Origin of the sequence: Thalassospira sp. CH_XMU1458 (assembly GCF_037027205.1) — a bacterium.
In the GTDB taxonomy this organism is placed as follows: domain Bacteria; phylum Pseudomonadota; class Alphaproteobacteria; order Rhodospirillales; family Thalassospiraceae; genus Thalassospira; species Thalassospira tepidiphila.
On record NZ_JAYMDW010000002.1, the window covers coordinates 1,412,359 to 1,435,807 of the forward strand.

General features: G+C 53.3%; 20 protein-coding genes and 1 tRNA gene. 14 read left to right on the forward strand and 7 right to left on the reverse strand.

All coding sequences use genetic code 11. The features are described from left to right. Window positions 1–56: 56 nt before the first annotated feature. From WBY09_RS13960 to WBY09_RS13995, 8 genes are all read left to right on the forward strand, one after another. Entirely contained in the window at window positions 57–1,586 is a 1,530-nt protein-coding gene (locus tag WBY09_RS13960; RefSeq protein WP_197147127.1) for an ABC transporter substrate-binding protein, read from the forward strand. 73 nt (window positions 1,587–1,659) lie between these two features. Further along, window positions 1,660–2,583: an ABC transporter permease gene (locus tag WBY09_RS13965; protein WP_008890453.1), complete on the forward strand. Its 924-nt coding sequence runs from the start codon at window positions 1,660–1,662 to the stop codon at window positions 2,581–2,583. A gap of 4 nt (window positions 2,584–2,587) precedes the next feature. Next, a complete protein-coding gene (locus WBY09_RS13970) occupies window positions 2,588–3,442 on the forward strand; it encodes an ABC transporter permease (RefSeq protein ID WP_336233044.1) in 855 nt (284 codons plus the stop codon). Next, on the forward strand, window positions 3,439–5,190 hold the full coding sequence (locus tag WBY09_RS13975; protein ID WP_197147124.1) for a peptidase M14: 1,752 nt from the start codon (window positions 3,439–3,441) through the stop codon (window positions 5,188–5,190). Before WBY09_RS13970 ends, WBY09_RS13975 begins: the two co-directional genes overlap by 4 nt. A 183-nt stretch (window positions 5,191–5,373) precedes the next feature. Next, the gene (locus tag WBY09_RS13980; protein ID WP_197147123.1) at window positions 5,374–6,084 is read left to right on the forward strand and encodes a GNAT family N-acetyltransferase; all 711 of its coding nucleotides are present in this window, start codon (window positions 5,374–5,376) and stop codon (window positions 6,082–6,084) included. Between the two features lie 63 nt (window positions 6,085–6,147). Then, window positions 6,148–7,083, forward strand: coding sequence for a glucosaminidase domain-containing protein (locus WBY09_RS13985; protein WP_197147122.1), 936 nt, complete (start codon window positions 6,148–6,150; stop codon window positions 7,081–7,083). A gap of 92 nt (window positions 7,084–7,175) precedes the next feature. Then, window positions 7,176–7,814, forward strand: a complete 639-nt coding sequence (locus tag WBY09_RS13990) for a CDP-alcohol phosphatidyltransferase family protein (RefSeq protein ID WP_197147121.1) — start codon at window positions 7,176–7,178, stop codon at window positions 7,812–7,814. A gap of 181 nt (window positions 7,815–7,995) precedes the next feature. Then, on the forward strand, window positions 7,996–9,099 hold the full coding sequence (locus WBY09_RS13995) for an ABC transporter substrate-binding protein (protein ID WP_336233045.1): 1,104 nt from the start codon (window positions 7,996–7,998) through the stop codon (window positions 9,097–9,099). A gap of 80 nt (window positions 9,100–9,179) precedes the next feature. On the opposite strand, the gene WBY09_RS14000 is transcribed toward WBY09_RS13995, so the two are convergent. The 6 genes from WBY09_RS14000 to WBY09_RS14025 all read right to left on the reverse strand — a co-directional run bounded on the left by WBY09_RS14000 (window position 9,180) and on the right by WBY09_RS14025 (window position 13,750). Then, window positions 9,180–9,527 carry a hypothetical protein gene (locus tag WBY09_RS14000; protein ID WP_008890446.1) on the reverse strand — a complete coding sequence of 116 codons (348 nt, stop codon included), beginning with the start codon at window positions 9,525–9,527 and terminating at the stop codon, window positions 9,180–9,182. A gap of 97 nt (window positions 9,528–9,624) precedes the next feature. Then, window positions 9,625–9,897 carry a GIY-YIG nuclease family protein gene (locus WBY09_RS14005; RefSeq protein ID WP_296989011.1) on the reverse strand — a complete coding sequence of 91 codons (273 nt, stop codon included), beginning with the start codon at window positions 9,895–9,897 and terminating at the stop codon, window positions 9,625–9,627. Window positions 9,898–10,067: 170 nt separating this feature from the next. Beyond that, window positions 10,068–10,850: an SDR family oxidoreductase gene (locus WBY09_RS14010; RefSeq protein WP_008890444.1), complete on the reverse strand. Its 783-nt coding sequence runs from the start codon at window positions 10,848–10,850 to the stop codon at window positions 10,068–10,070. A 122-nt stretch (window positions 10,851–10,972) separates the two neighbouring features. Next, a complete protein-coding gene (locus WBY09_RS14015) occupies window positions 10,973–11,632 on the reverse strand; it encodes a 2-dehydro-3-deoxy-6-phosphogalactonate aldolase (RefSeq protein ID WP_336233046.1) in 660 nt (219 codons plus the stop codon). Window positions 11,633–11,697: 65 nt separating this feature from the next. Further along, window positions 11,698–12,630 (reverse strand): 2-dehydro-3-deoxygalactonokinase, encoded by a 933-nt coding sequence (locus WBY09_RS14020; protein ID WP_336233047.1) that lies wholly within the window; start codon window positions 12,628–12,630, stop codon window positions 11,698–11,700. Between the two features lie 109 nt (window positions 12,631–12,739). Then, window positions 12,740–13,750, reverse strand: coding sequence for a cation diffusion facilitator family transporter (locus tag WBY09_RS14025; RefSeq protein WP_336233048.1), 1,011 nt, complete (start codon window positions 13,748–13,750; stop codon window positions 12,740–12,742). A gap of 516 nt (window positions 13,751–14,266) precedes the next feature. Between WBY09_RS14025 and katG the strand changes: the two genes are divergently transcribed. The 6 genes from katG to WBY09_RS14055 all read left to right on the forward strand — a co-directional run bounded on the left by katG (window position 14,267) and on the right by WBY09_RS14055 (window position 23,237). Continuing rightward, window positions 14,267–16,450, forward strand: a complete 2,184-nt coding sequence (gene katG, locus WBY09_RS14030) for a catalase/peroxidase HPI (RefSeq protein WP_336233049.1) — start codon at window positions 14,267–14,269, stop codon at window positions 16,448–16,450. Window positions 16,451–16,666: 216 nt separating this feature from the next. Continuing rightward, entirely contained in the window at window positions 16,667–18,334 is a 1,668-nt protein-coding gene (locus tag WBY09_RS14035) for an RNA-directed DNA polymerase (protein ID WP_336233050.1), read from the forward strand. Between the two features lies 1 nt (window position 18,335). Then, window positions 18,336–19,874 carry a DNA polymerase gene (locus WBY09_RS14040; RefSeq protein WP_336233051.1) on the forward strand — a complete coding sequence of 513 codons (1,539 nt, stop codon included), beginning with the start codon at window positions 18,336–18,338 and terminating at the stop codon, window positions 19,872–19,874. A gap of 236 nt (window positions 19,875–20,110) precedes the next feature. Next, the gene (locus WBY09_RS14045) at window positions 20,111–20,998 is read left to right on the forward strand and encodes a hypothetical protein (RefSeq protein WP_336233052.1); all 888 of its coding nucleotides are present in this window, start codon (window positions 20,111–20,113) and stop codon (window positions 20,996–20,998) included. 262 nt (window positions 20,999–21,260) lie between these two features. After that, window positions 21,261–21,779, forward strand: coding sequence for a methyltransferase family protein (locus WBY09_RS14050; protein WP_336233053.1), 519 nt, complete (start codon window positions 21,261–21,263; stop codon window positions 21,777–21,779). 315 nt (window positions 21,780–22,094) lie between these two features. After that, on the forward strand, window positions 22,095–23,237 hold the full coding sequence (locus WBY09_RS14055; protein ID WP_197147104.1) for an amidohydrolase family protein: 1,143 nt from the start codon (window positions 22,095–22,097) through the stop codon (window positions 23,235–23,237). Window positions 23,238–23,372: 135 nt separating this feature from the next. Here WBY09_RS14055 and WBY09_RS14060 read toward each other — a convergent pair. Beyond that, a tRNA-Met gene (locus WBY09_RS14060) sits at window positions 23,373–23,449 on the reverse strand.

Sequence of the window (23,449 nt, forward strand, 5' to 3'; positions counted from 1 at the left end):
ACCGGTGTTTTCCGTGATGCTCCAAAAGCCAGCCACCAACCAAAGGAGAAAACTTGATGATTAAACAGGGAATGCGTACCGCCCTTATGGCGCTGGCTCTTGCCGGTGGCATGATGGCGTCTGCGCCGGCACACGCCGAAGGCACACTCACCGTTTCCTCGCCGCAGGATCCGGGCAGTTGGGATCCGGTCGATACCTTTCTGGTTAACTGGGCCTCGGTTGCAACCAACATTTATGATGGTCTGACCTATCGCGGGCCGGACACCAAACTGGTACCGGGTCTGGCAACCTCGTGGGAGGTTCTTGATGACGGTTTGCGTATCCGCTTTGCACTGCGTGAAGGCGTTACCTTCCATAATGGCGAGCCGTTCAACGCCGATGCTGTAAAATTCACCTTTGATCGCCTGATGGGCGAAGAAGGTAAAAAAGGCCCGCAGCGTTCGAACTATGCCGCGATTGACAATGTCGAAGTCATCGACGATTACACGGTCGACATGCACCTCACCCAGCCTGATCCGGTTCTGCTGACCAAGCTTGCCGGCTATGGTGCGATGATCGTGCCGCCGAAATATATCGCTGAGAATGGCGAAGACTATTTCAACGCGCACCCGGTCGGCACCGGTCCGTTCAAATTCGTATCCTACGAACCGAAGGTCGGCATCAAACTGGAAGCCTATGACGGGTTCTGGGGCGATCAGGCCAAGATTTCCAATCTTGAATACCGCTTCATCAGCGAGCCATCGACGGCTGTTGCCGAATTGCAGGCTGGTCGCGTTGACCTGGTGATCCCGCCGACCATTCCGATCGGCATGATCCCGACCATCGAAGAAGACCCGAATATTCAGGTCGTCACCACCGCAAGCCCGACCGTCTATGCCCTGCGCTTTAATACCGCGAACGGTATTACCAAGGATGAGCGCGTGCGCAAGGCCATGATTTATGGCGTTGATCGCAAGGCGATCATTGATGCGGTTCTGGGTGGTCAGGCATCCGAGATCGTCAGCTTCCAGGGTGAATTGTCGTTTGGTTATGATCCCTCCCTGGAGCCGCTTCCTTATGATCCGAACAAAGCCAAGGAACTTCTGGCCGAAGCGGGCGTCGCACCGGGCGCCAATGTTCAGATCAATATTCGCGGCAATGCTTCAACCTTTAACGAAGTGGCGCAGGCTGTTGCCAGCTACCTTCAGATCATTGGCCTGAATGCAACGATCAAGCCTTACGAAACCAACGTTCTGCTAAACGACATTATCCCGCAGGGTAAAACCGGCGAGATGTTCCAGCAGTCCTGGGGTGGCTGGACGCTTGATTTCGATAACACGGCTTATTTCATGTATCACACGGGTGAAAAATGGAACCCGTATGACAGCGACCCAAAAATGGACGAGCTGCTTGAAAGCCAGCGCGCCATCACCGATCAGGCCAAGCGTGAGGAAATCCTGCGCGAGATTGCCAATTACGCAGCTGATCGTGCGCTGGAAATGCCGCTTTACAACCTCAATGCGATCTTTGGCCTATCCAACCGGGTTAAAAACTTCACCCCGGTTCCCGATAGCCGCCTGCGCCTGAACGAAGTTTCAGTCGACTGATCCTTTACGGGATGCCGCCTGCCCCGCATTACGGGCGGCATCCCACCTTCTGTTTGCTTAAGGAATTAAGACCTTGGCCGGATTTCTGATTAAACGCATTTTGCAGGCTGCCTTTGTGATTGTCGCCGTCACACTGGTCGTCGCCTTTGCCGTTCGCCTGACCGGTGACCCGGCACTCATGCTTTCGCAGGGTGCAGGCAGCATCACCGAAGAGGACCTTGCCCGTATTCGCGAGGCACTGGGCGTCAACAAGCCATTTCTGGTGCAATATACCGATTTCTTTCTGGGGATTTTCACCCTTGATTTCGGCCGCTCTTTCCTTGGCGGAACACCGGTGATCGACCTGATTGGCAATGCCTTGCCGGCAACGTTGATGCTGGCCTTTGCTTCGATGTTCGTCTCGATCGCGGTATCAATCCCGCTTGGCATCAAGGCCGCCGTTTCGCGCGGCAAATGGGCAGATCAGTTCATCCGGATCATTTCGCTGATCGGGTTATCCTTCCCGAACTTCTGGTTGGCCATCATGCTTGTTCTGTTGTTTTCCATTACCCTGCAATGGCTGCCGCCAAGCGGAATGGACGGATTTGCAAGCTTCCTGATGCCCGCCATTACAATGGGCATCATCCTGACCGCAACCAATGTGCGTCTTGTGCGGACCTCGATGCTCGAAACCATGCAGTCGCAATACATCATGGTCGCCCGGGCCAAGGGGCTTTCCGAAAGCACGGTGCTGTACAAACATGCGCTGCGCAATTGTGCCATCCCGCTGATTACCTATTTCGGTCTTCAGTTTGGCGGGCTTCTGGGGGGCATCGTCGTGGTCGAACGCGTTTTCAACTGGCCTGGTCTTGGTACCCTTGCATTTGATGCTGTGGGGGCGCGTGATTACCCCGTGCTTCAGGCGGTGATTACGGTTCTTTCCATGCTGATTGTTGGCGTGAACCTTTTGGTCGACATTGCCTATGGCCTGATCGATCCGCGGATCAGAACGGAGTAATTCCATGACAGCCATTGCCAAATCCGCCCGTTTCATGCGGTATAAAAATCTGGAATTCATTCTTGGCGTGCTTCTGACCGGCGGAATCTGCCTTGCGGTTCTGTTTTCCGACCTGCTGTTTCCCGACGGCGGTGACAAGATCAACCTGATGGCCCGTTTGACAGCGCCCTTCACCGACACGGCCCACATACTGGGCGCCGACCCGCTGGGCCGTGATGTGCTGGCCCGCGTCGTCATGGGGGGCAAAATCTCGCTTCAGGTTGGCATTCTTTCGGTTGCCGGTGCGGTTGTGATCGGCGTGATCATGGGGCTTGTATCGGGCTATTATCGCGGCTTCTGGGACATGATTGTCATGCGCTTTGCCGATGTGCAGCTTGCCCTGCCCTTCATCCTGCTGGCGATCACCTTTATCGCCATTGTCGGCGGCGGTTTGACCAACATGATCATTTTGCTGATCGTCTCGCAATGGGTGCAATATGCCCGTCTGGTGCGCGGTTCGGTCTTGTCGCTGCGCGATCGGGAATTCATCCAGTCGGCACAGGCGATTGGCGTGCGCGATGTTCACATTTTGCTCCGTCACCTTTTGCCCAACCTGATCGGCCCGGTCATTGTTCTGATGACGTTGAATGTCGCCAATAACATCCTGCTCGAAAGCAGTCTGACCTTCCTTGGCCTCGGCGTTGATCCGCTGATCCCAAGCTGGGGTGGCATGCTGGCCGATGGCCGTACTTACCTTCAAAATGCCTGGTGGGTATCTGTCTTCCCGGGACTTGCCATTCTTTTGACCGTGCTTGGCCTGAACCTTCTTGGTGACTGGCTTCGCGACAGCCTTGACCCCACAGGTAGGACTTCACGATGACCCGTATTTTCGCCACCACCCTTCCACGGACCATCGACACCCTGATCAGGGATTTCGCAACACCGGCACACAAAGGTCAGGTGATCGAGGCATGGCTGTTTGAAGATGCCCCTTCCCGCCGCGCGGCAGAGGCCGCCTTTGCCAAGCACGGCATCACCGCAAGGATCAGAAGTTCCTATAAGCCGCTGCTGCATTTCTTCCAGGAAGAAATTGATCTTGCTGCGCAGTCTTACTCTGACATCCGCGTAACCTATCCGCGCCACGAAGCCGCAAACGATAACCGGTTCCTACTTGAAACCTATCCATTAGGCGCACTTGTCGGTGATGCGCGGATCAGTTTTCACGCAGGCCCCCGGACCGACGGGGTTTATGAAGTTGTTCTGACCGACCGGAACGGTGCAACGGCCAGTCATGAAGTCTTTGCCCCGAACCGCGTACATCGCGATACGGTCAATGAAACGCATCTGTCACCGACCGGCTGGCTGCGGATTTCTGATGCCGATGGCAAAGTCATTGGCGACGCCCAACTCGATACAGATTACGAAATCCTGTTTCATCAAACCATGGCGGCCATCGCTGCCCATGACTGGGGCAATCAGGAACCGTATTTCAATGAACTGAACATCACGGTCGAGCTCCCCGGTCAGGATCACCCGATCGCACTCGGGCATGAAGCAATCAGCCTGCATGAAGCCCTGCACGAAGATTTCTATTTCTCGCTGCTTGAACTGTTTCAGGTCAAATCCGGCCGACCGCTGGGCGATCGTGGCTTGCAACCCGGGCAGATCGTCCCGGAAATCAAGACCGGGACCGACAAACTGACGGTGACGGTTGAAAACCGCGCGCTTTCAACGACGGAAACCATAGGACCAGCACAGGACCTTGATACCGCGACCAATCCGCTCACCAGTGCCCAGATCGCCGATGAACTGGGGAAAATTGACGGGGACGTCTTTACAGCGCAATCGCGTTCAGGACGGACGATCAGCGCACGTTATCACAGCGGAACCGATATTCCTGTGATGATCAGTGGCGGGCAGCATCCAAACGAAATCACCGGGCCGTCCGGCGCGCTTCGCGCGGCCAAGGCACTAGCCAAACGCGATGGTGCGCATTTCACCATTTCGCCGCTGGAAAACCCCGATGGCTATGCCCTGCATCAGCGGCTGATTATCGACAATCCGCGTCATATGCATCATGCGGCACGCTATACGGCACTGGGAGATGATCTTGAATATCGTACTGGCGCCAACCTGCTGGAAAAGGAAATTCGCAAGAAGGCGCAAGATTTCAGCAAGGCGCAATTGCATGTAAACTTGCATGGTTATCCATCCCACGAATGGACCCGGCCGCTGTCGGGATATGTTCCGCGCGGGTTTGATATGTGGACCCTGCCCAAGGGGTTTTTCCTGATCATGCGTCATCACGATGACTGGACCGATCATGCCAATGCCTTCATTGATCTGGTCACCAAGCAGCTGGCAACCATTCCGGGCCTCCTTGATTTCAACAATGCCCAGATCGAACTGTATCGCACCCATGCGGGCGATACCGGCTTTGACATCATCAATGGGTTCCCATGCATGATTTCCATTGATGATCGCCATGATGTTCCGCTGACCCTGATCACAGAATATCCCGACGAGACAATCTATGGCGCGGAATTCATTGCGGGTCACACAGCACAGATGGAAACCGTGATCGCGGCCTACGACGCCCATCAAAAACTGATGGCGCAAAAGGGATAGTCACGGCCCTTCATCTTGCCGACAAACACAAACTCCCCTCCAAGCCTCCTGCCCCCGCATTGCCCGATGTGGGGGCTTTGCATTGGCACCATCACATTTGCAAAACTGGCACTGGAACAGAGAGCCAATTCAAACCATCCTGCTGATCAGAAACCACCCTTTATCAGACCAACAGGAACCACCATGACCACGCCCCACAAAGACATTTTTGGCAAACCCGTCGGCCACCCGGTTGAAAACTGGACCGGGTGTGCATTGCCACCGCGCAACGACATGATCGGCAGCCACGTCATCGTAAGCCCGCTTGATGTTGCCCGCGATGCCACGCAACTGTTTGATGCCAACAGCAAGGTGCCCGATGGGTCGCGCTTCGCATACCTTCCGACTGGCCCGTTTGCCGATTTCACCGCTTACAAGGCTTGGCTCGACGGCATGAACGCCAGTAACGACCCGATGCTCCATACCATCATCAACAAGGCCACCAACATGGCTGTCGGCGTTGCCGCCTTCATGCGCATGGATCCCAACAATGGCGTGATCGAAATCGGCAATATCAATTATGCCCCGGCCCTTTCAAAGACCATCGGCGGGACAGAGGCGATGTATCTGATGATGAAGCGCGCCTTTGATGAGCTGGGCTATCGCCGCTATGAGTGGAAATGCGACGATCAGAACGCCCCGTCGCGTGCCGCCGCCACACGATATGGCTTCACCTATGAAGGTACGTTCCGCAATCACATGGTTTACAAAGGGCGCAACCGCGACACCGCATGGTTTTCCGTCATCGTTGAAGAATGGCCCGCCGTCAAGGCCGCGTTCGAGGCGTGGCTGGCACCCGATAACTTTGACGAGGCTGGAAAACAGCGCAAACGTCTTGAAGATTTTCGCCGTTAAACCCCAAAGCATGGTAGCATTCTGATCCTGCACCGATGTCAGGTCAGATCAGCGAGGCACACCATGTTTAAACGTGTCCTGATACGCACATTTTCCGTTCTGGCGGTTGCCACCTTTGGGATGACCGCGGGTCTCCTTCCCGCTGCACGGGCGGATATCCTTCTGCCGACGCCCGACCAAAGCGACGTTATCCGCATTGAACTGAATGGCTATGAACAGCTTGAAAAGCTGTTTGAGGATCTTGGCTATACCGCAGAACGCTGGAACGCGGGGGAACGCATCGTTCCCCGGCTTTTCCTGCAAACCATCCCGACGAGATGGCGCGACGAACTTGCCGATCAACTGACGGTCACGGCCAAGAAACGCACATTTTTCCGGACACTCGGCCCGTTGACCCTGCTTGCGAACGAGGAAATCGCCCTGCAAAGCAGTGTCCTTCGCGATGCGATCCGCACCAACGATCTTTCGATCATTGCTGAACTGGCCGAACAATACCGTGTTGAAACAGCCCCCGAAGACCCGGCAACCATCGCGGAACTTGAAAAACGCATCGCGCCGGTTCCCCCGTCGCTTGCCATGGCGCAAATGGCCATCGAAAGCGGCTGGGGCACATCGCGCTTTGCCGCCCTTGGCAACGCATTGTTTGGCCAATGGACCTATGGCGGCGACGGCATCACGCCCGAAGAACAGCGAAAGCACCTTGGTGATTACAAGATCGCGGCTTTCAAAACACCGTTCGGTTCGGTCCGGGCCTATATGATGAACCTCAATACCGGGTCGGCCTACACGGAATTTCGCGATTTGCGCGCCAGAATGATCGCCGCTCAGGAACCCCTTTCGGGATCTGTTCTGGCCGAAACACTGACCCGATATTCCGAACGCGGCAGTGTCTATATCGAAGAAATCCAGGCGGTCATTCGACAAAACAAACTCAGCCCCGTCGACGACGCCGTGCTTGAAGAAAGCCCCTATTACCAACTGATCCCGTCCGGTGAATAGTCATCTCACCCGCAATCAACAAACTGGTGATTTTCATTCCATCGAACTTGCGCTTATAGTCGCTGTTTCAACGAGATAACCGGAAACACCAGATGTTTGATGCCCGCCTGCGCCCGCTGATTGATGTGCCGTTGAATGCGATTGCGCGTACGCTTTCGGGCACGGGCATTACGCCCAACTTCATCACCGGCGTTGGCTTTTTCCTTGGCTTGCTGGCGGCAGGCTGTCTTGTGCTGAGACTTGATTACGCAGCACTTGTTTTGATCCTTGGATCACGGTTCATGGACGGGCTTGATGGCGCAGTTGCACGCCATGCCGCCCCACGGTCGCGCCATCCCAATGCAAAAAGCCAGGAAAGCGATCTCGGCGGTTACTACGATATCGTGTCCGACTTTCTGTTTTATTCGGGCATCATTCTGGCCTTTGCCATCGGTCGACCGGAATATGCCCTGATGGCGGCGTTTCTGATTTTCTGTTTTGTCGGCACCGGCTCGAGTTTTCTGGCCTATGCGATCATTGCCGCCAAGCAGGGGCGCACGGATGGCGACGCCCAAGGCAAGAAGAGCTTTTTCTATCTGACCGGCATCACCGAAGGCAGCGAGACCATACTGGTCTTATGTCTTATTTGTATCTTCCCGGCCTCGTTTAACATGATCGCCGCCGTTTTCGGTGCCTTGTGCCTGATGACCACGATGGGACGGGTGCTTCAGGCCAGACGCGACTTTGGCTAGGACTTGGGCTAGGATCGGGATTTGGGTTGATGCGGCAAATATCGCAATATCAACCGCTTGAAACACATTCGGGGAACTGCCATATCGGATTTGTCGCCTTGTCGCTGACGATCATGACAGGATAAGGCAATAACAAAGGGCCAGCCTATCGGGCCGATCAAGAAAAACTGCAAGGAATAAAATGCGGTCCATCAGGTTTCTGTGCTCTGTCTTTGTCGGATGCTTCTTGCTGGTTGCCTGTGATCAATCAGGCCCGATCAAAATCGGTTTCATTGCCGGCCTGTCCGGCCCCGGATCGGATGCCGGAACGGACGCGCTTGATGCGTTGAAACTGGCCGCCCAACAGGTCAATACCGATGGCGGCATCAATGGTCGCATGGTGGAAATCATTCCGCGTGATGATCTGAAAACCCCGGAAGTGGCCCAAAATCACGTGCGCGAGCTCAAGCGTCTTGGCGTTGATGCGATTGTCGGCCCGATCATCAGTTCGATCGGCATGGCGATGCTGCCGGTGATCAATGAATTGGGTGTCGTGACCATTTCGCCTACGGTCTCTGCGGCCGACTTTGCCGGTTTTCGTGACAACCTGTTTCGCATGAACACCACGACGCGTGAAAATGCGCGCGCCTATGCCCGTCGCTATATCGATCAGGGCTATGAACGGGTCGCCCTTGCCCTTGATGGCCAGAACCAGGCCTTTACTGACAGCTGGTATCGCGAGTTCCTTCTGGAACTTGATGCCCTTGACGGGCGGGTCATCTCCAAAATCTGGATCAATACCGACAATATCACCCACGCCGAAGCAGCAGCCCAATTGTTGGCCGACGATCCCGACGCGATCGTTCTGATCACCAACAGCACAGACAGTGCGATGATGGCCCAAGAAATCCGCAAGCTGTCATCAAGCGTTCCGCTTGCTGTCTCAGAATGGGCGGGTTCACAGGCCCTGATCGAGGTCGGTGGCGAGGCGGTCGAAGGCGTGGAACTGGCACAGGCCTATGACCGCTATGACACCAACCCGCGCTTCCAGAAATTTGTCGCCGCATTCAACGAAATGTTCGGTCGTCAGCCCGGCTATACCGCGGTTCTGGGCTATGACGCGGCGACCGTTCTGTTTGCCGCACTCCGTACCAAGCACCCGGATCAATCGCTTGCCGATGCGCTGACCAATCTGCCGCCGCAACAGGGGCTGCATCAGGAACTGGTGTTTGATGCCTTTGGCGATGGCAATCGCAACATCTATTTCGTGGCCATCCAGGACGGAAAATTCATCCGGGTCGACTAAAAAGGCACGTCATTGCCAAAACAAAAGCCCTGCAAATGCAGGGCTTTTTCGTCTCAGGTCGGTATCGCTATCAACCGATCCTAGTGATCGCTTTCTTCCAGGAAATGATCGCCAAGGCCGGTATCATATTCCATGCCTTCCTTGGTCAGAACGATGCTGGCCGGATAGCCTTCCTTGACCAGCCCCTTACGGGCAAGTGCGACCCAGACAGCCGGGTTGTCGAACCCGCTGGCATCACGGGCGGCCACGGTAAACTTGCCAACATGAACGTGATCACCATGGGCATGGGGGACACGCAAAAGCGTTGCTTCGCCGGTGGCCTCGTCAATCTTGCCCGAATTCGGGTCCTTGGCAATCACCTGTGCAAGCACAAGCGTGCGCAGCTGCAGATTGTTGAGTTTCAGTGGATTTTTGCGAACGAATGCCATGATCAGAGGTACCCTAGTTTGAATGCGTTTATTTCAAGGACATATCTGTCACTTGGCGCGATGATGCAAGCCCTGATTTGTTTCCAAATCAACCAGCCTATCCACCTGCCAGCATCTTACGCAGCTTGCGATCGCGCTTAAGATGCCATTCCCGGCTCATCGCCTGCCCGAAGGTGCGGAACCGTTCGACATAAACCAGTTCCCACTGGCGCCCGCGCGTCGTCTTGGCTCCCTTGCCGCTGTTATGCGTGGCAAGCCTGGCCTCGACATCGGTCGACCAGCCAACATAGGTCCGGGGCAAAGCGGCCTTGCCCTGCCCCGGCCTGAAATCACATTCGCGCAGTACATAAACAAAGGTGAATGACGCCATGCTAGCACCACCCTTTGTGTTGGGCACTTGGTGATATGTTGGATTTCGTCACAGGGCGTGTCGAAAATGCCTGTTTGTGAGAACCGGCGCGCAGCGTACTTGACGTACGTGAGCACCGGAAGCGCAGCAAATGGGTGTTTGCAGACCGTCCTGTGACGAAAGGCGACATATCAGCCCATGGTGGAGTTGAAGGCTCCGCCATCAAGCAGAACATTCTGCCCGACCATGAATTTCGCATGTTCGCTGCACATGAAGGCACAGGTCGCCCCGAAATCAAGCGGATCACCAAAACGTCCCGTGGGAAGACCCGCCTGGGTTTTGGTGCGTGCCTCTTCGAGCGAAATGCCTTCTGCCTTGGATTTGTTGGTCATCAGCGCATTGATACGGTCGGTATCATGCTGGCCCGGCAGGAGGTTGTTCATAATCACCCCATCCTTGGCCACCTGACGCGAAGTCCCGGCAACAAAGCCGGTCAGACCGGCACGCGCCCCGTTCGAAAGGCCCAGATGCGGGATTGGCGATTTGACCGAACCCGACGTGATATTCACAATCCGGCCCCACTGGCGCGAAATCATGCCCGGCAGAACCGCGGTCGCAAGCAGGATCGGTGTCAGCATGTTCGACTGAACGGCGGCTTCCCATTCCTTCTGACCCCAGTCGGACCACACACCCGGGGGCGGACCACCTGCGTTGTTAACAAGAATATCCGGCGCATCGACAGCCGCCAGAACCTTGTTACGGCCTTCTTCGGTTGTGATGTCGCAGGCGACCGTTGTGACATTCACGCCATAAGTATCACGGATATATTCCGCAGTTTCGTTCAGCGGCCCTTCGGAACGCGCATTGAGCACAAGATCAACACCGGCTTCGGCCAGTTTGATCGCACAGCCTCGACCAAGCCCCTTGGATGAGGCACAAACGATGGCCTTGCGGCCCTTAATTCCAAGATCCAATGGATCCTCCCATGTTCAGGAATTCAGACAATGGCAGGAATTTAGCCCGCACGCCCCCAAGGGTCAAACGCACTTCCATAATTTGGAATTATTTCAAAACCGAATCTTCCGGAACGGGCCCTTCAGCCAAACACCGCATCATGCGCGCGGACATAGGCAACGGCCGCCTTTGAGACATCGCCCGCCGTCATGCCGGGCTTATAGATGCCCGAACCAAGGCCGAAACCATCACAGCCCGCCTTGGCATAGACGCTAAAATCATCCGGGCCGACACCGCCAACGGCATAAACCGGCACATCTTTTGGCAGGACAGCACGCATTGCCTTGATGCCCTCAGCGCCGATGATGCTGGCCGGGAAAATCTTAAGCCCGTCTGCCCCGGCCTTGATCGCGGCAAAGCATTCGGTGGGCGTCAAAACACCGGGCCAGGAGCCCATACCAAGTTCCTTGGTTTTGGCGATCACCTCGACATCGCAGTTTGGCGATACGACGAATTCACCGTTCGCCGCCTTCACATTGGCAACGTCATCGGTTGTCAAAACCGTGCCCGCCCCGATCATCGCGGCATTCCCGACCGCCTCTTTCATGGCAGAAATGCTTTTAAGCGGTTCAGGGGAATTGAGCGGCACCTCGATCATCGTGATCCCGGCATAGACAAGCGCGCGCGCCATATCAACGGCCTCGTGGGGCTGCACGCCGCGCAGGATCGCGATCAGTTTGCGGTGCCCGGCCCCTGAGGCGCTATCGGTGATCTGGTCATTGACGGATGTCGGATAAGCCATAACTGTCTTCCTGTTTGTTAAGCCCGCTTGCATGTCATGCATCCGGGGCCTGAATAGATCGGGATTTAGCCTGTCACAACGTCATGGGCACGCGACAGCCCGGCAAGCGTAATCGCAGCCCCGTCCTGCGGCGTTGCCTTGTGGTTATGAACCGCCAAGGCCGCCTGATAAAGTGATGCCAGCTTGCCCGCCCCGATCAGGGCAATGTCATCCCCCGGTGCAAGGCGACTTAAAACATCGGCAATCTCGGCCCCGATGACCGTGCCCGATAAAACCGCTGCCCCCGGCGCAACAGATGCATCCCCCTTTGCCACCAACGCCCCGGCCCGCACGGTAAACAGGCTGTGCAGGAAGGCGGTTGGCTGTTCGGATGCCTTGCGCACGGCATCGGCAAAGGCAGCATTGTCCCAGGCATCATCGACCGAATGACGCAGGATGGATTGCTGCGAAAGCAGGGCAAATACCTCGCCACTCATATAGGTGCGAAACGCCTTGATCACGCCATCGCCAACCTGTGCCCATTTCGAATGAGTACCGGGCAAACAGACCCAGCCGGAAAAGTCCGGGTTTTGCGCCATAAAGCCAACAAGCTGGGTCTCCTCGCCGCGCATGACATCTGGGTCACCGCGCTGACAAAGCCCCGGCAGGATAAAAACAGAAATGCGAGGATCGCTCACATTTGGTGTTACCGCCCCCTTGGCCAGATCGGATGGCCGTGCCGGCACATCGCAATATGGTGCCTCGATCCAGCCCTGCTTGGCGCCGGCCATGCCACAAATCACCACCGGCAGCTTTGCCCGGTCACCGCCAAGCCAGTCTTCGATCAGGTCGATCAGGACCGCCTCGAACGAAAGTTTGGCGTCGCCTGCAATCGCATTCATGCCCAGCGGACTTTCCGCCGAACCAAGGATGTTCGCGGTATCATCCATCGCCCAAAGGCGCAGATTTGACGTCCCCCAATCAACCGCGATCCAGCTCGGGAAGATCTTTTTAGTCATGTTCGAACGCATCCCTTCCCGTGAAATTCCTTATTGGTTTTATTCCTCATACTATTTCGCGCACGCCAGTTCAACCGCAACCAGCGCACACACCAATAGCACCGTCGCGTTAGGCCGGGTGGGTTAAGGGGGCGGCATCGGGGCCACTACCCAATTCATCAAGAAGCTTCTGATGGGCGCGCCAGTTCTGTGCTTCGATAAACACTTTCGATACTTCGGGAATTTCGGCGCGAATATCACTTTCAAGCCGCGATACGGCGGCCTCCAATGCGACCGATGTGACCGTATCTTCGAAATCAACACTGACACACACAATCAGGCTTTTTGGCCCGTGATGCAGGGTAATGATCTCGTTGACCTTAAGAATGCCGGGAATGGCGGCAACCATGTCATTGATCTTCTTGCGGCTTTGGCTGTTGGCACTTTCACCGATCAAAAGCCCCTTGCACTCAACCGCTAGCATAAAGGCCGTCACCGCCAGAATAAGCCCGATCATCACCGATGCGAAACCATCAAGCACCGGCATTTCAAGCAAATAGGCGGCCGCAATCCCGACGCAGGCGACAACAAGCCCCAAAAGCGCTGCTGAATCCTCAAACAGGATGACAAAAACGGTCGGGTCCTTGCTGCTACGCACCGCCTTGATCAGCGGCACATTCGGATGCTGTGCCCGGAAGGTGATATAGGCCGTGCGAAACGCCAAGCCCTCAAGCACAATCGCGATGACCAGGATCGAAAACACCACGTGATAGGTGCGGAAATCAAACCCGCCAAATGTTGCCACCACATGTACATCAAGCGCATGCGGATGAATGACCTTGTCCACGCCTTCCCAGATCGAAACGCCGGCCCCCAGTCCGAAAATCATCACCGCCACCAGAAACGACCAGAAATAGGTTTCCTTGCCATAGCCCAGCGGATGCCGTTCATCGGGTTCACGGGTTGAAAGCTTCAAGCCCAAAAGCAAAAGCCCCTGATTGCCGGTATCGACAAGCGAATGAATGCCTTCCGACATCATCGCGGCCGATCCGGTAATCGCCGCCCCGCCAAACTTGGCGACAGCAATCAGCAAATTGGCCGCTGCCGCCATATAGATGGCACCTTTTGAAGAATGAGACATATGGGGATTTCCGCTTTCTGTGGGGCTGCATCGGGGCAGTGTGGTGGGCGCGTAACATGCGGGATCAGGAAAACCCCGCATGTTTGAGGTCTTAAGACTGTGAACTCGAACACAGTCTACCCGACTGATTGCAAATGTCACGACCCCAACCGCCCCCGGCCAAAACCGGCAATTTCACCACCCCAAATCAATTCATCGATAAAAACTATCGAAAACACATGAAATAACTATTTCCCCTATTACCTGTATCGTTGTTAGCCTTCTCAAAGCGATGGGAAACCCGTTGCGCAAAATTGATTACCCCGTGTCGCATTGCGATCCCTGAGTTGATGATTACCTTCAACATGAAACCGTCACGTATAACTTCTGGTTTCATGGTGCTGGTTTTGGTTAAACTAGGTCAGGGAGAAACAACAAACGGACGCAACACATCAACGCGTCCCACGACCGCGCGATACACGCGATACGGGTCCAGGAGCTGTTTAAAACATCTCAGCCACGACGGAGAGAGAAAAAATGGACGGAAAACATACCGCAGGGAAATGTCCGGTAATGCATGGTGGCATGACCGAGACGGGCAAATCAGTAAGCGACTGGTGGCCAAAGACGCTTAATCTCGACATTCTTCACCAGCACGACACCAAGGTGAACCCCTATGGTGAAGACTTCAACTATGCCGAAGAATTCAAAAAGCTCGACCTTGAAGCGGTCAAGACCGACATCAAAAATCTCATGACCGACAGCCAGGACTGGTGGCCGGCCGACTGGGGCCACTATGGCGGTCTGATGATCCGTATGGCTTGGCACTCTGCCGGGTCGTACCGCTTGGCCGATGGCCGTGGTGGCGGCGGCAAGGGCAACCTTCGTTTCGCCCCGCTGAACTCCTGGCCCGATAACACCAACCTTGATAAGGCGCGCCGTCTTCTCTGGCCGATCAAAAAGAAATACGGCAACAAGCTTTCCTGGGCCGACCTGATCATTCTGGCCGGCACCATGGCTTATGAGTCGATGGGTCTTAAGGTCTTTGGCTTTGCCGGTGGCCGTGAAGATATCTGGCACCCGGAAAAGGACACCTATTGGGGGGCTGAGCGCGAATGGCTGGCACCATCTGACAATCGTTATGAAGATGTCTCCAAGCCTGACACCATGGAAAACCCGCTGGCAGCAGTCCAAATGGGCCTGATCTATGTGAACCCGGAAGGGGTCAATGGTCAGCCCGACCCGCTCAAGACCGCAGCCCAGGTGCGTGAAACCTTTGCCCGTATGGCAATGGATGACGAAGAAACCGCCGCGCTTACGGTTGGTGGTCACACGGTTGGTAAAACACACGGCAATGGCGATGCATCCCTGCTGGAAGCCGAACCCGAAGCCGCCGATGTCCATGAACAGGGCTTTGGCTGGATGAACCACACCAAGCGTGGCATTGGCCGCGATACCGTGACGTCTGGCATCGAAGGTGCCTGGACCACCCACCCGACCAAGTGGGATAACGGCTATTGCAAGCTGCTGCTGGGTTATGAGTGGGAGCTTAAGAAAAGCCCGGCCGGTGCCAACCAGTGGGAACCGATCGGCATCAAAGAAGAAGACATGCCGGTTGACGTCGAAGATCCGTCGATCCGCCGCATGCCGATCATGACCGATGCCGACATGGCGATGAAGATGGACCCGACCTATCGCGCCATCATCGAGAAATTCAATAATGACTTTGACTATTTCTCCGACTGCTTTGCCCGTGCATGGTTCAAACTGACCCACCGTGATATGGGCCCGAAGGCCTGCTATCTCGGCCCGGATGTCCCGAAAGAAGACCTGATCTGGCAGGATCCGATCCCGTCAGTTGATTATACCCTCTCGGACTCCGAGATCGCCGATCTCAAATCCAAGCTGCTGGGTCTTGGCGTCTCCGCGACCGATCTGATCAACACCGCGTGGGACTCTGCCCGCACCTTCCGTGGGTCGGACCGCCGTGGTGGTGCCAATGGCGCACGTATTCGCTTGGCCCCGCAGAAGGACTGGGAAGGCAACGAACCCGCACGCCTTGCGAAAGTCCTCAAGGCACTCGAAGACTTCCAGGCTGGCCTTGCCAAGAAAGTCTCGATTGCCGATCTCATCGTGCTCGCCGGTACGGCTGCGGTTGAAAAGGCCGCGAAAGATGCCGGGGTTAACATCACCGTCCCGTTCGCACCGGGCCGGGGTGACGCGACGGACGAAATGACCGACGCGGACAGCTTCGATGTCCTCGAACCGTTGGCCGATGGTTTCCGCAACTGGTCGAAAAAGGACTATGTCGTCTCACCGGAAGAAATGCTGCTGGACCGTGCACAGCTCATGGGCCTGACCGCCCATGAAATGACCTGCCTGATCGGTGGTATGCGGGCCCTTGGCACCAACCATGGCGGCACCAAACACGGTGTCTTCACCGACCGCGTTGGCGTTCTCTCGAACGACTTCTTCGTCAACCTGACCGACATGGGCTACAGCTGGAAACCGGCGGGCAACAACCTGTACAACATCGTTGATCGCAAGTCCGGCGAAACCAAATACACCGCCACCCGCGTGGATCTGGTGTTTGGTTCCAACTCGATCCTGCGCGCCTACGCCGAAGTCTACGCTCAGGACGACAACCACGAGAAGTTCGTCAAGGACTTCGTCGCGGCTTGGGTAAAAGTCATGAACGCCGATCGCTTTGATCTGGCGTGAGGGCTAATCGCCTGATGTGATTTGGAGCTTTAGGGCTCTGGAAAGAGAACACCCCCGGTCGTTGGCCGGGGGTGTTTTTTTGTGCTTGAGTGACACCTCGAACCACATAAAAGAGATTTTCCATGAGACATATCTCTCAATAGTAGATTAAGTTAATGCTAAACAAAATTTCAGGGATCAGAAATCTTCTCTGAGAAAACTCAGCAGGCTGAGAAAATGCAATCTAAATACGATTTGTTTGAAACAGGACAGGCGCTTGGATTTCCAGTGAACTTCAAGCTGGTCTTGCAACACTTACAGCAAGACATGCGGGATGATTGGTATGCAGACACACTTGGCTACATTGACCTATTCAAAGACCCTACGCACTGTATGGATGTAATTCTCGAATGTTTAAATATTGGGGGAGGACTATACACGGGAGATAAGAGAAGCGTGCGCTCCATCCCTAAAAAGAACTTTGCAGAAAGATATTCATTAGAAACAGACTTCTTTGACCGGTTTGTTTATCAAGCAATTTGCACCTTCCTGGTGCCTCACTTTGATTCGTGCCTTTCGCCCAGAGTCCTTAGCTACCGATACAATCGAAGAGAGCCTGAAACGAAATATTTGTTTTGTAATAAAATCAACAAATGGCTCGATTTCGAAGGTTTCACCTACACTTTTGTCCGCAGAAAAAAGTACCTAGTTGCAACTGATATAAGTAACTTCTTTGAAAACATATCGCGTGATCAATTAATTGAAGCTCTTTTAAGCATTCTTCATAAATCGACTACTGACGGATATATCAAAGGACAGGTACGTTCTGCAATTCAATCTTTACAAAATTTACTCAGCAATTGGACATACTCTGGCGATTTTGGCTTACCGCAGAACAGAGACGCCTCTTCATTCCTATCAAACGTGTTACTGTCTCATGTAGATCACGGAATGCAAGATCTGGGATACAACTACTATCGTTACGTCGACGACATCAGAATCATTTCTGACAATGAGCTTGAAGCAAGAAAAGCATTACAGAAATTAATCACACTTCTTCGGGATATTGGTATGAATATCAATGCTACGAAGACAAATATTCTCGCTCACGACGCCGACCATAATCAAATAGTGGAATTTTTTCCATCAAGAAATTCTCTTGTATCTTCAGTAGAGAATATGTGGAGATCTAAAAGTCGAAGGGTATTTATTCGATCCATCGAATATATTATTCTAATAATAGAGAATTCTCTAGAACATGGAGAAACACAATCACGTTCATTTAGATTTGCGGTTAACAGACTTAGCCAGATAATAGCAGCCAATATGTTTGATGTGAAAAGCTCTACTGCGAGCCAACTAATTGATTATGCTATTAGCAGCTTAAAGACAGACGCTGTTTCGACAGACCAACTCTGCTCGCTGATTCAAGTATTGTCACCGGATAAAAGCTCTTTGGATAAAATTTCTGATATACTTGTGGATAGAAGCACCGCAATTCATGATTGGCAAAACTACTGGCTGTGGATACTTCTCGCCTCACATAAGTTTCAGCGTGACGACCTAGACGAATTAGCTAAAAACCTTGTTATATCTACCAAGTATTGTGGAGAAATTTCGGGAGTTTTAATTTGGCTTCACGCCACCGGGTCAAAAGAAATCATAGAACAACTACTAGATGCATACGATGATTCTTGGCCGTATCAAACTCAACGCTATTTTCTAATGACGGCTAGTATATTGTCACCGACACACAAGAGAAAACTTCATGGAAAAGTACCGATAAAGCTACTTCGAACAATAGAAAAGTCCATAAAGTATTTCCGTAGCGATGGTGTAGCTATCTCCGAGCCAGAACGCCCTACACTTTCAGATCTTTACGCAGATATCAAAGACTATTCGTAGCATGCCATATCACATCTTAACATTCATCAAAGACTACTCAGAGAGTGATAAATCTCTTTTTTTTATTACGTCAGAAAATTACTTTGGGGAAATTGACGCAACGAACATCCAAGACCTTCAAGGCTTAATAATCACGCACGATTATTGGCTCATAGCTCAAGACATCTACAATCAGTGCGGGAAATTGCCGAAAAGGGTGATTGACCTTGATGAACTTCGCAGCAGCACTTCGAGAGATCCCAAAACTCGTAAAGACCGCGAGAAACTTGACGTCATAAACTATGTTAACCGCTTCGCACCACGGGAACATGAGACAGTATCGAAGTATAAAAAGGCTTTTTATAAAGAGGCACCTGTTCAACTAGAAACAGTACATAAATTTCACGAACTCATGAGCCTGTACTATATCGAGTTGGTACGCCGTTCATTTATCACCGGTGATTTTGAACGATTTCTGAACATAGAAGTTCCTTGCATGAACGTCGTTCAAACCTCTGGAGCTCGCGGCGTTTCAATTTCGAATGATCGACTTACGGATTACCGCTCAGAAGCAGATCATCAATATTACTGCGAGCTTCAGGAGTTCTCAGATAAGTACAATACTTACCTTGAGGTTCCCTCTGATGAAGAAATCATTAACCATGCGGCTAAAAAAAATGTAGATATTTCATCTTACTCTATAGATTTCATAACGAACTATCACCCCAATATCCGAGACTACTCTGAGATGGTCTTGAAATTAAGGAAGATTGACAACTCTCGTACTATTTTAAAATCGATCGCTTTGCGAGATGATAAAGTTCATCCTCTATACGATGTTTTTGGCAGCAGAACTTCTCGAATTATAACCAGAAACCCTTCGCTGCAAAACTTAGCAAAACGCTACCGCGATATTATCATCCCCAATGCCGGACAACAGTTATGCTACGTAGATTATGGGCAGTTTGAAGTTGGAATCATGGCGGCTTTGTCCGACGATCCTGAGTTATTGAAACTTTACGCTAAAGCTGACATGTACGCTTCTTTTTGTACGGATCAATTGGAAGGACAGGGAACTCGTAAGGCAGCAAAAATTCTTTTCCTTGCATACGCCTACGGGATGAAACGTCAGAACTTAACTATTGTTGCCGCTCAGCATGGCATTGACCGGAAAGTTGTTAGAGCAGCCTTCAAGGGGTTTACACGCTATGAAGCATGGAAAACTGAGGCTTTGCGAAACTTTGAACAATTTGGCTTTGTATCAACTTCGAGTGGAAATCGATTCTATAAGAAAGGCGATGAAGCCACCAAGAAGGAACAGCTTTCCGCAATCAGTCAACTTGTTCAAGGTGAAGGCTCTTTGATATTTAAGAAAACAATCATTGAAGTATCTAAACACGACGATGTTGAGATATTGCTGCCAATGCACGACGCAGTGCTCTTTCAGCACGCAAGACCGGATACTCCCAACAACGTACAAAATACTTTTGAAACGGTGATGACAAATCATTTTGACGGCAAGGTCTCTGGAAAGGCCTCGATTGGTAGCTTTTTGACTTAATATTGCGATCTAACCTCACCTCCACCAAATAACAATTATTTGCAGAAAGGGGACAGAGTTATTTTTGCTCTCTTTTTTTGTTCCCTCGACTGAAGCAGTATCTGGCTCCCTTATCATATCCATACTTGATATTTTTCGTTTCAGCCCTTCTCCCCAAAAGCCGCACTGTGCTATTCGAAGCAGCAATAAAATTGTATCGTGGAAAAAGGATCTGAAATTTCTTAGGGAAAGATCGATTGGCATACATCCGGGATCACTGGCAGGGAAAACACCCGCTGTTATTCGCGTTGTGCGTCAACCTGATCCTGATCCGTGCTCTGATCCTGTTTGCAGATCGCTATACGCTCCCGCCCTACATCTCTGATCGCATCCCCGCGCTGATCGCGACGGTTGCGTTTATCCTTCTTTTTCATGGCGTTGTTTTTGTCTGGCAGGTGGTTGGGGTGCTGCGTGCTACCCAACTTCAATCGAGCATTCTTGCCAATATCTGGACCGTTGTGAGTTATGGGGTGATCGGGCTTTGTCTGGTCTTTACCGTACTCAGCATCGCGGCCTCCTTCCGCGCCCTTGCCCCGGAGCGGTTTATTCCGGTCAACCTGACCGAGCTTGAAGATGCCCGCGCCAGCCAGTATGCGCTGACCCTCAGCCCCGATAACACCCGCATTTACATCACTGGCACCTTTACCCTTGGCATGGCGCAGCGCTTGGCCGCCTTGCTCGATCAAAATCCGGGTATCACCGGCATCGTCCTGCATAGTGATGGCGGGCATGTCTATGAGGGGCGCGGTGTCGGCTTGCTGATCCGCGATCGGGGCTTGGACACCTATGTTTATGAGGCCTGCAGTTCCGCCTGCACAACCGCCTTTATCGGTGGCGCCAAGCGTTACCTTGGCCCGAACGCCCGGCTGGGCTTTCATCAATACAAGATCGATCTCGACTACCCCGTCCCGCTTTATGACATCAAGGGCCAGCAGGAAAAGGAAATCACCTTCTATCGCAGCCAGGGCATTGCCGAGAGTTTCCTTAAGCAAGTCTTCCTCGCCCCGCATTCCGGGATCTGGTTCCCGGAGGTGGCAGAGCTGATGGAGGCTGGTGTTGTCGATGGGGTGGTTGAGGGGGAGTGAGTAAGTTTGAGTTTGCAACCGAACGACCGGATGTGAAGCACTGGACGCCACAATCAACCTGTTAACGATAGAAGTTACCGCAGTTTGATTTGTGGCAAGAGTGAACTTTATGATCCCCCCTACAGCACTCCGTTTTGCCGGTAATGCGGTGTCGGGAACGCCCCCGGATGACGCCGGCATGCGAACCATACAGCGCCGAAGAAAACGTATTCTTCGGCTTGGTGTTGTGGTTCTTCTGGTACTCGTTGCCGGATCTCGGTCCTTGACCGATCGGCAGAGCGCGCTTCACGACATGATCGAAGCCGTTGGGCTATTTGCGATTTACGTATGCATCATCGGACGTGGCTGGTGCTCCCTTTATATCGGCGGGCGCAAGAACACAGAGCTTGTCACCACCGGGCCTTATTCAAGCTGCCGTAATCCACTTTATCTCTTCAGCATAATCGGGGCGTTTGGTGTCGGAGCCCAGACCGGCAGCATCGTGCTCGCCAGTTTGTTTGCGGGCGTGTGCTGGATGGTGTTTCGCAATGTGGTCTTGCAAGAAGAGGTGCTGTTATCAGAACGCTTTGGCAAGGCATTCCTGCGCTATACCAATACTGTGCCGCGTTTTCGGCCGACCTGGTTTCGCTGGCGGGATAAAGAAACACTGCTGTGCAAGCCGTCACTGTTTTTAACCACGACGCGCGATGCGATGTGGTTTCTGGCTGCTGGACCGGTATTGGAAGGCATCAAAGTGATGCAGGAAAAGGGATGGCTGACACCTGTGATCTATCTGCCCTAGGTGCCAAACCTAAATAGGGTGTCCCGCTTAGCCCGACGCGGTTGAGCGGCTGAAAAACAGCTTGTCTTTTATCCCGCGCGACGATGTTGCGATCTGCCCCCACCCCCAGCAATAGCAGGCCTTTTGCCTGTTGATCCGATATTTGCCCAGACGTGGACGCGCATAAGTCGATCCACACAAGGCCGTCTGAGTGAAGCGCCTGCCCTTTCCATTGGTTTTAGGCCTACCGGGCTGCCGTCACCAATGTTCGATCCCAAGAACGATGATGACGAAAGCCCCCGAACCACACAACGTAATAGCGGAGTAGAAATTGATATGAAACCGACCGAAAATCACCAAGGGAACCTAGCAATAGGACGCCGCAGCTTTCTAAGTGGTGCTGCGGCCATTGGTGTTGGTGCCGGATTGGCCGCACCCGCCAATGCCGCCAACACCACTGCGGCAGTAAAATCGACCATTGCCTTGCGAGACCAGGACCTGCCCTTTATCGCCACCGAAGAGACCTATACCACCGACGAACTGATCGCGCTGAATGCGATTAACGATGATCACGTGGAATATCTCAGGGAAACCGGTCTTGCCGAACTTGGCCCCGGCCGCATCGGTGACATGGATCAGGCAGGGATCAATATGCAGATCCTCTCGGCACATACACCCGGTGTGCAGGATCTCGCTGGTCAGGAAGGCATCGATTTTGCCTATCGCCTCAACAAGATGATTGCCACAGGCCCGATGGTCACCTATCCGGGGCGGTTCCAGGCCTATGCAACCCTGCCGCTACAGGACCCGGCCGCATCAGCCGACGAACTGGAACGCGCCGTTCGCGAAGATGGCTTTGTCGGCGCCATGACCAATGGCTTCATCGGCAAAAAGTTTCTCGACCATCCCGATTTTGAACCCCTTCTGGCGCGGGCCGAGGCACTTGATGTCCCGATATACCTGCATCCGGGTTTCCCGCCCAAGGAAGTCTTCGACATTTACTACCGCATCATGCGGCCAGGATATAATGACGAATATCAGGACTATATTCTCAGTGGTTCCGGATATGGTTGGCATCAGGAGGTGCTTACGCAATGTCTTCGACTGATCATGACAGGAACGTTCGACAGGTTCCCCAAACTGCAAATGATCATCGGCCATATGGGAGAAGGCCTTCCGTTCTTCTTTGAGCGTATCGTCGAAGATTTGGGCGACGTGACCGAAGGCTCACTGAACAAGCCCATCGGCCAGTACTTCAATGACAATTTCTGGTACACGACCAGCGCATTTTTCCAGGATGAACTGCTTCATCTTTTGTTGAAATACATCAGTGTGGATCGTGTGATGTTTGGAACCGATTATCCGTTTGCAGACATGAAGCAGGGAACCGACTGGTTTAAGGCAGTGGATCTGCCCCGTGAAGCCAAGGAAAAAATTGCCTTCCGGAATGCGCAAAAACTGTTCGGTATAAAGGTCTGAGACCTCTCCTCAAACCCACACGCCTTTACCAAACAAGGCTACAGCAAAGACAAACACCCCGCTCAGGTTCGCCAAGCGGGGTGTTTTGATTTAGGGCGTTGTTATATTTCGCAAAGAAGCGACTTATACAAGAAGTGGTTGCGGGGGCAGGATTTGAACCTGCGACCTTCAGGTTATGAGCCTGACGAGCTACCGGGCTGCTCCACCCCGCG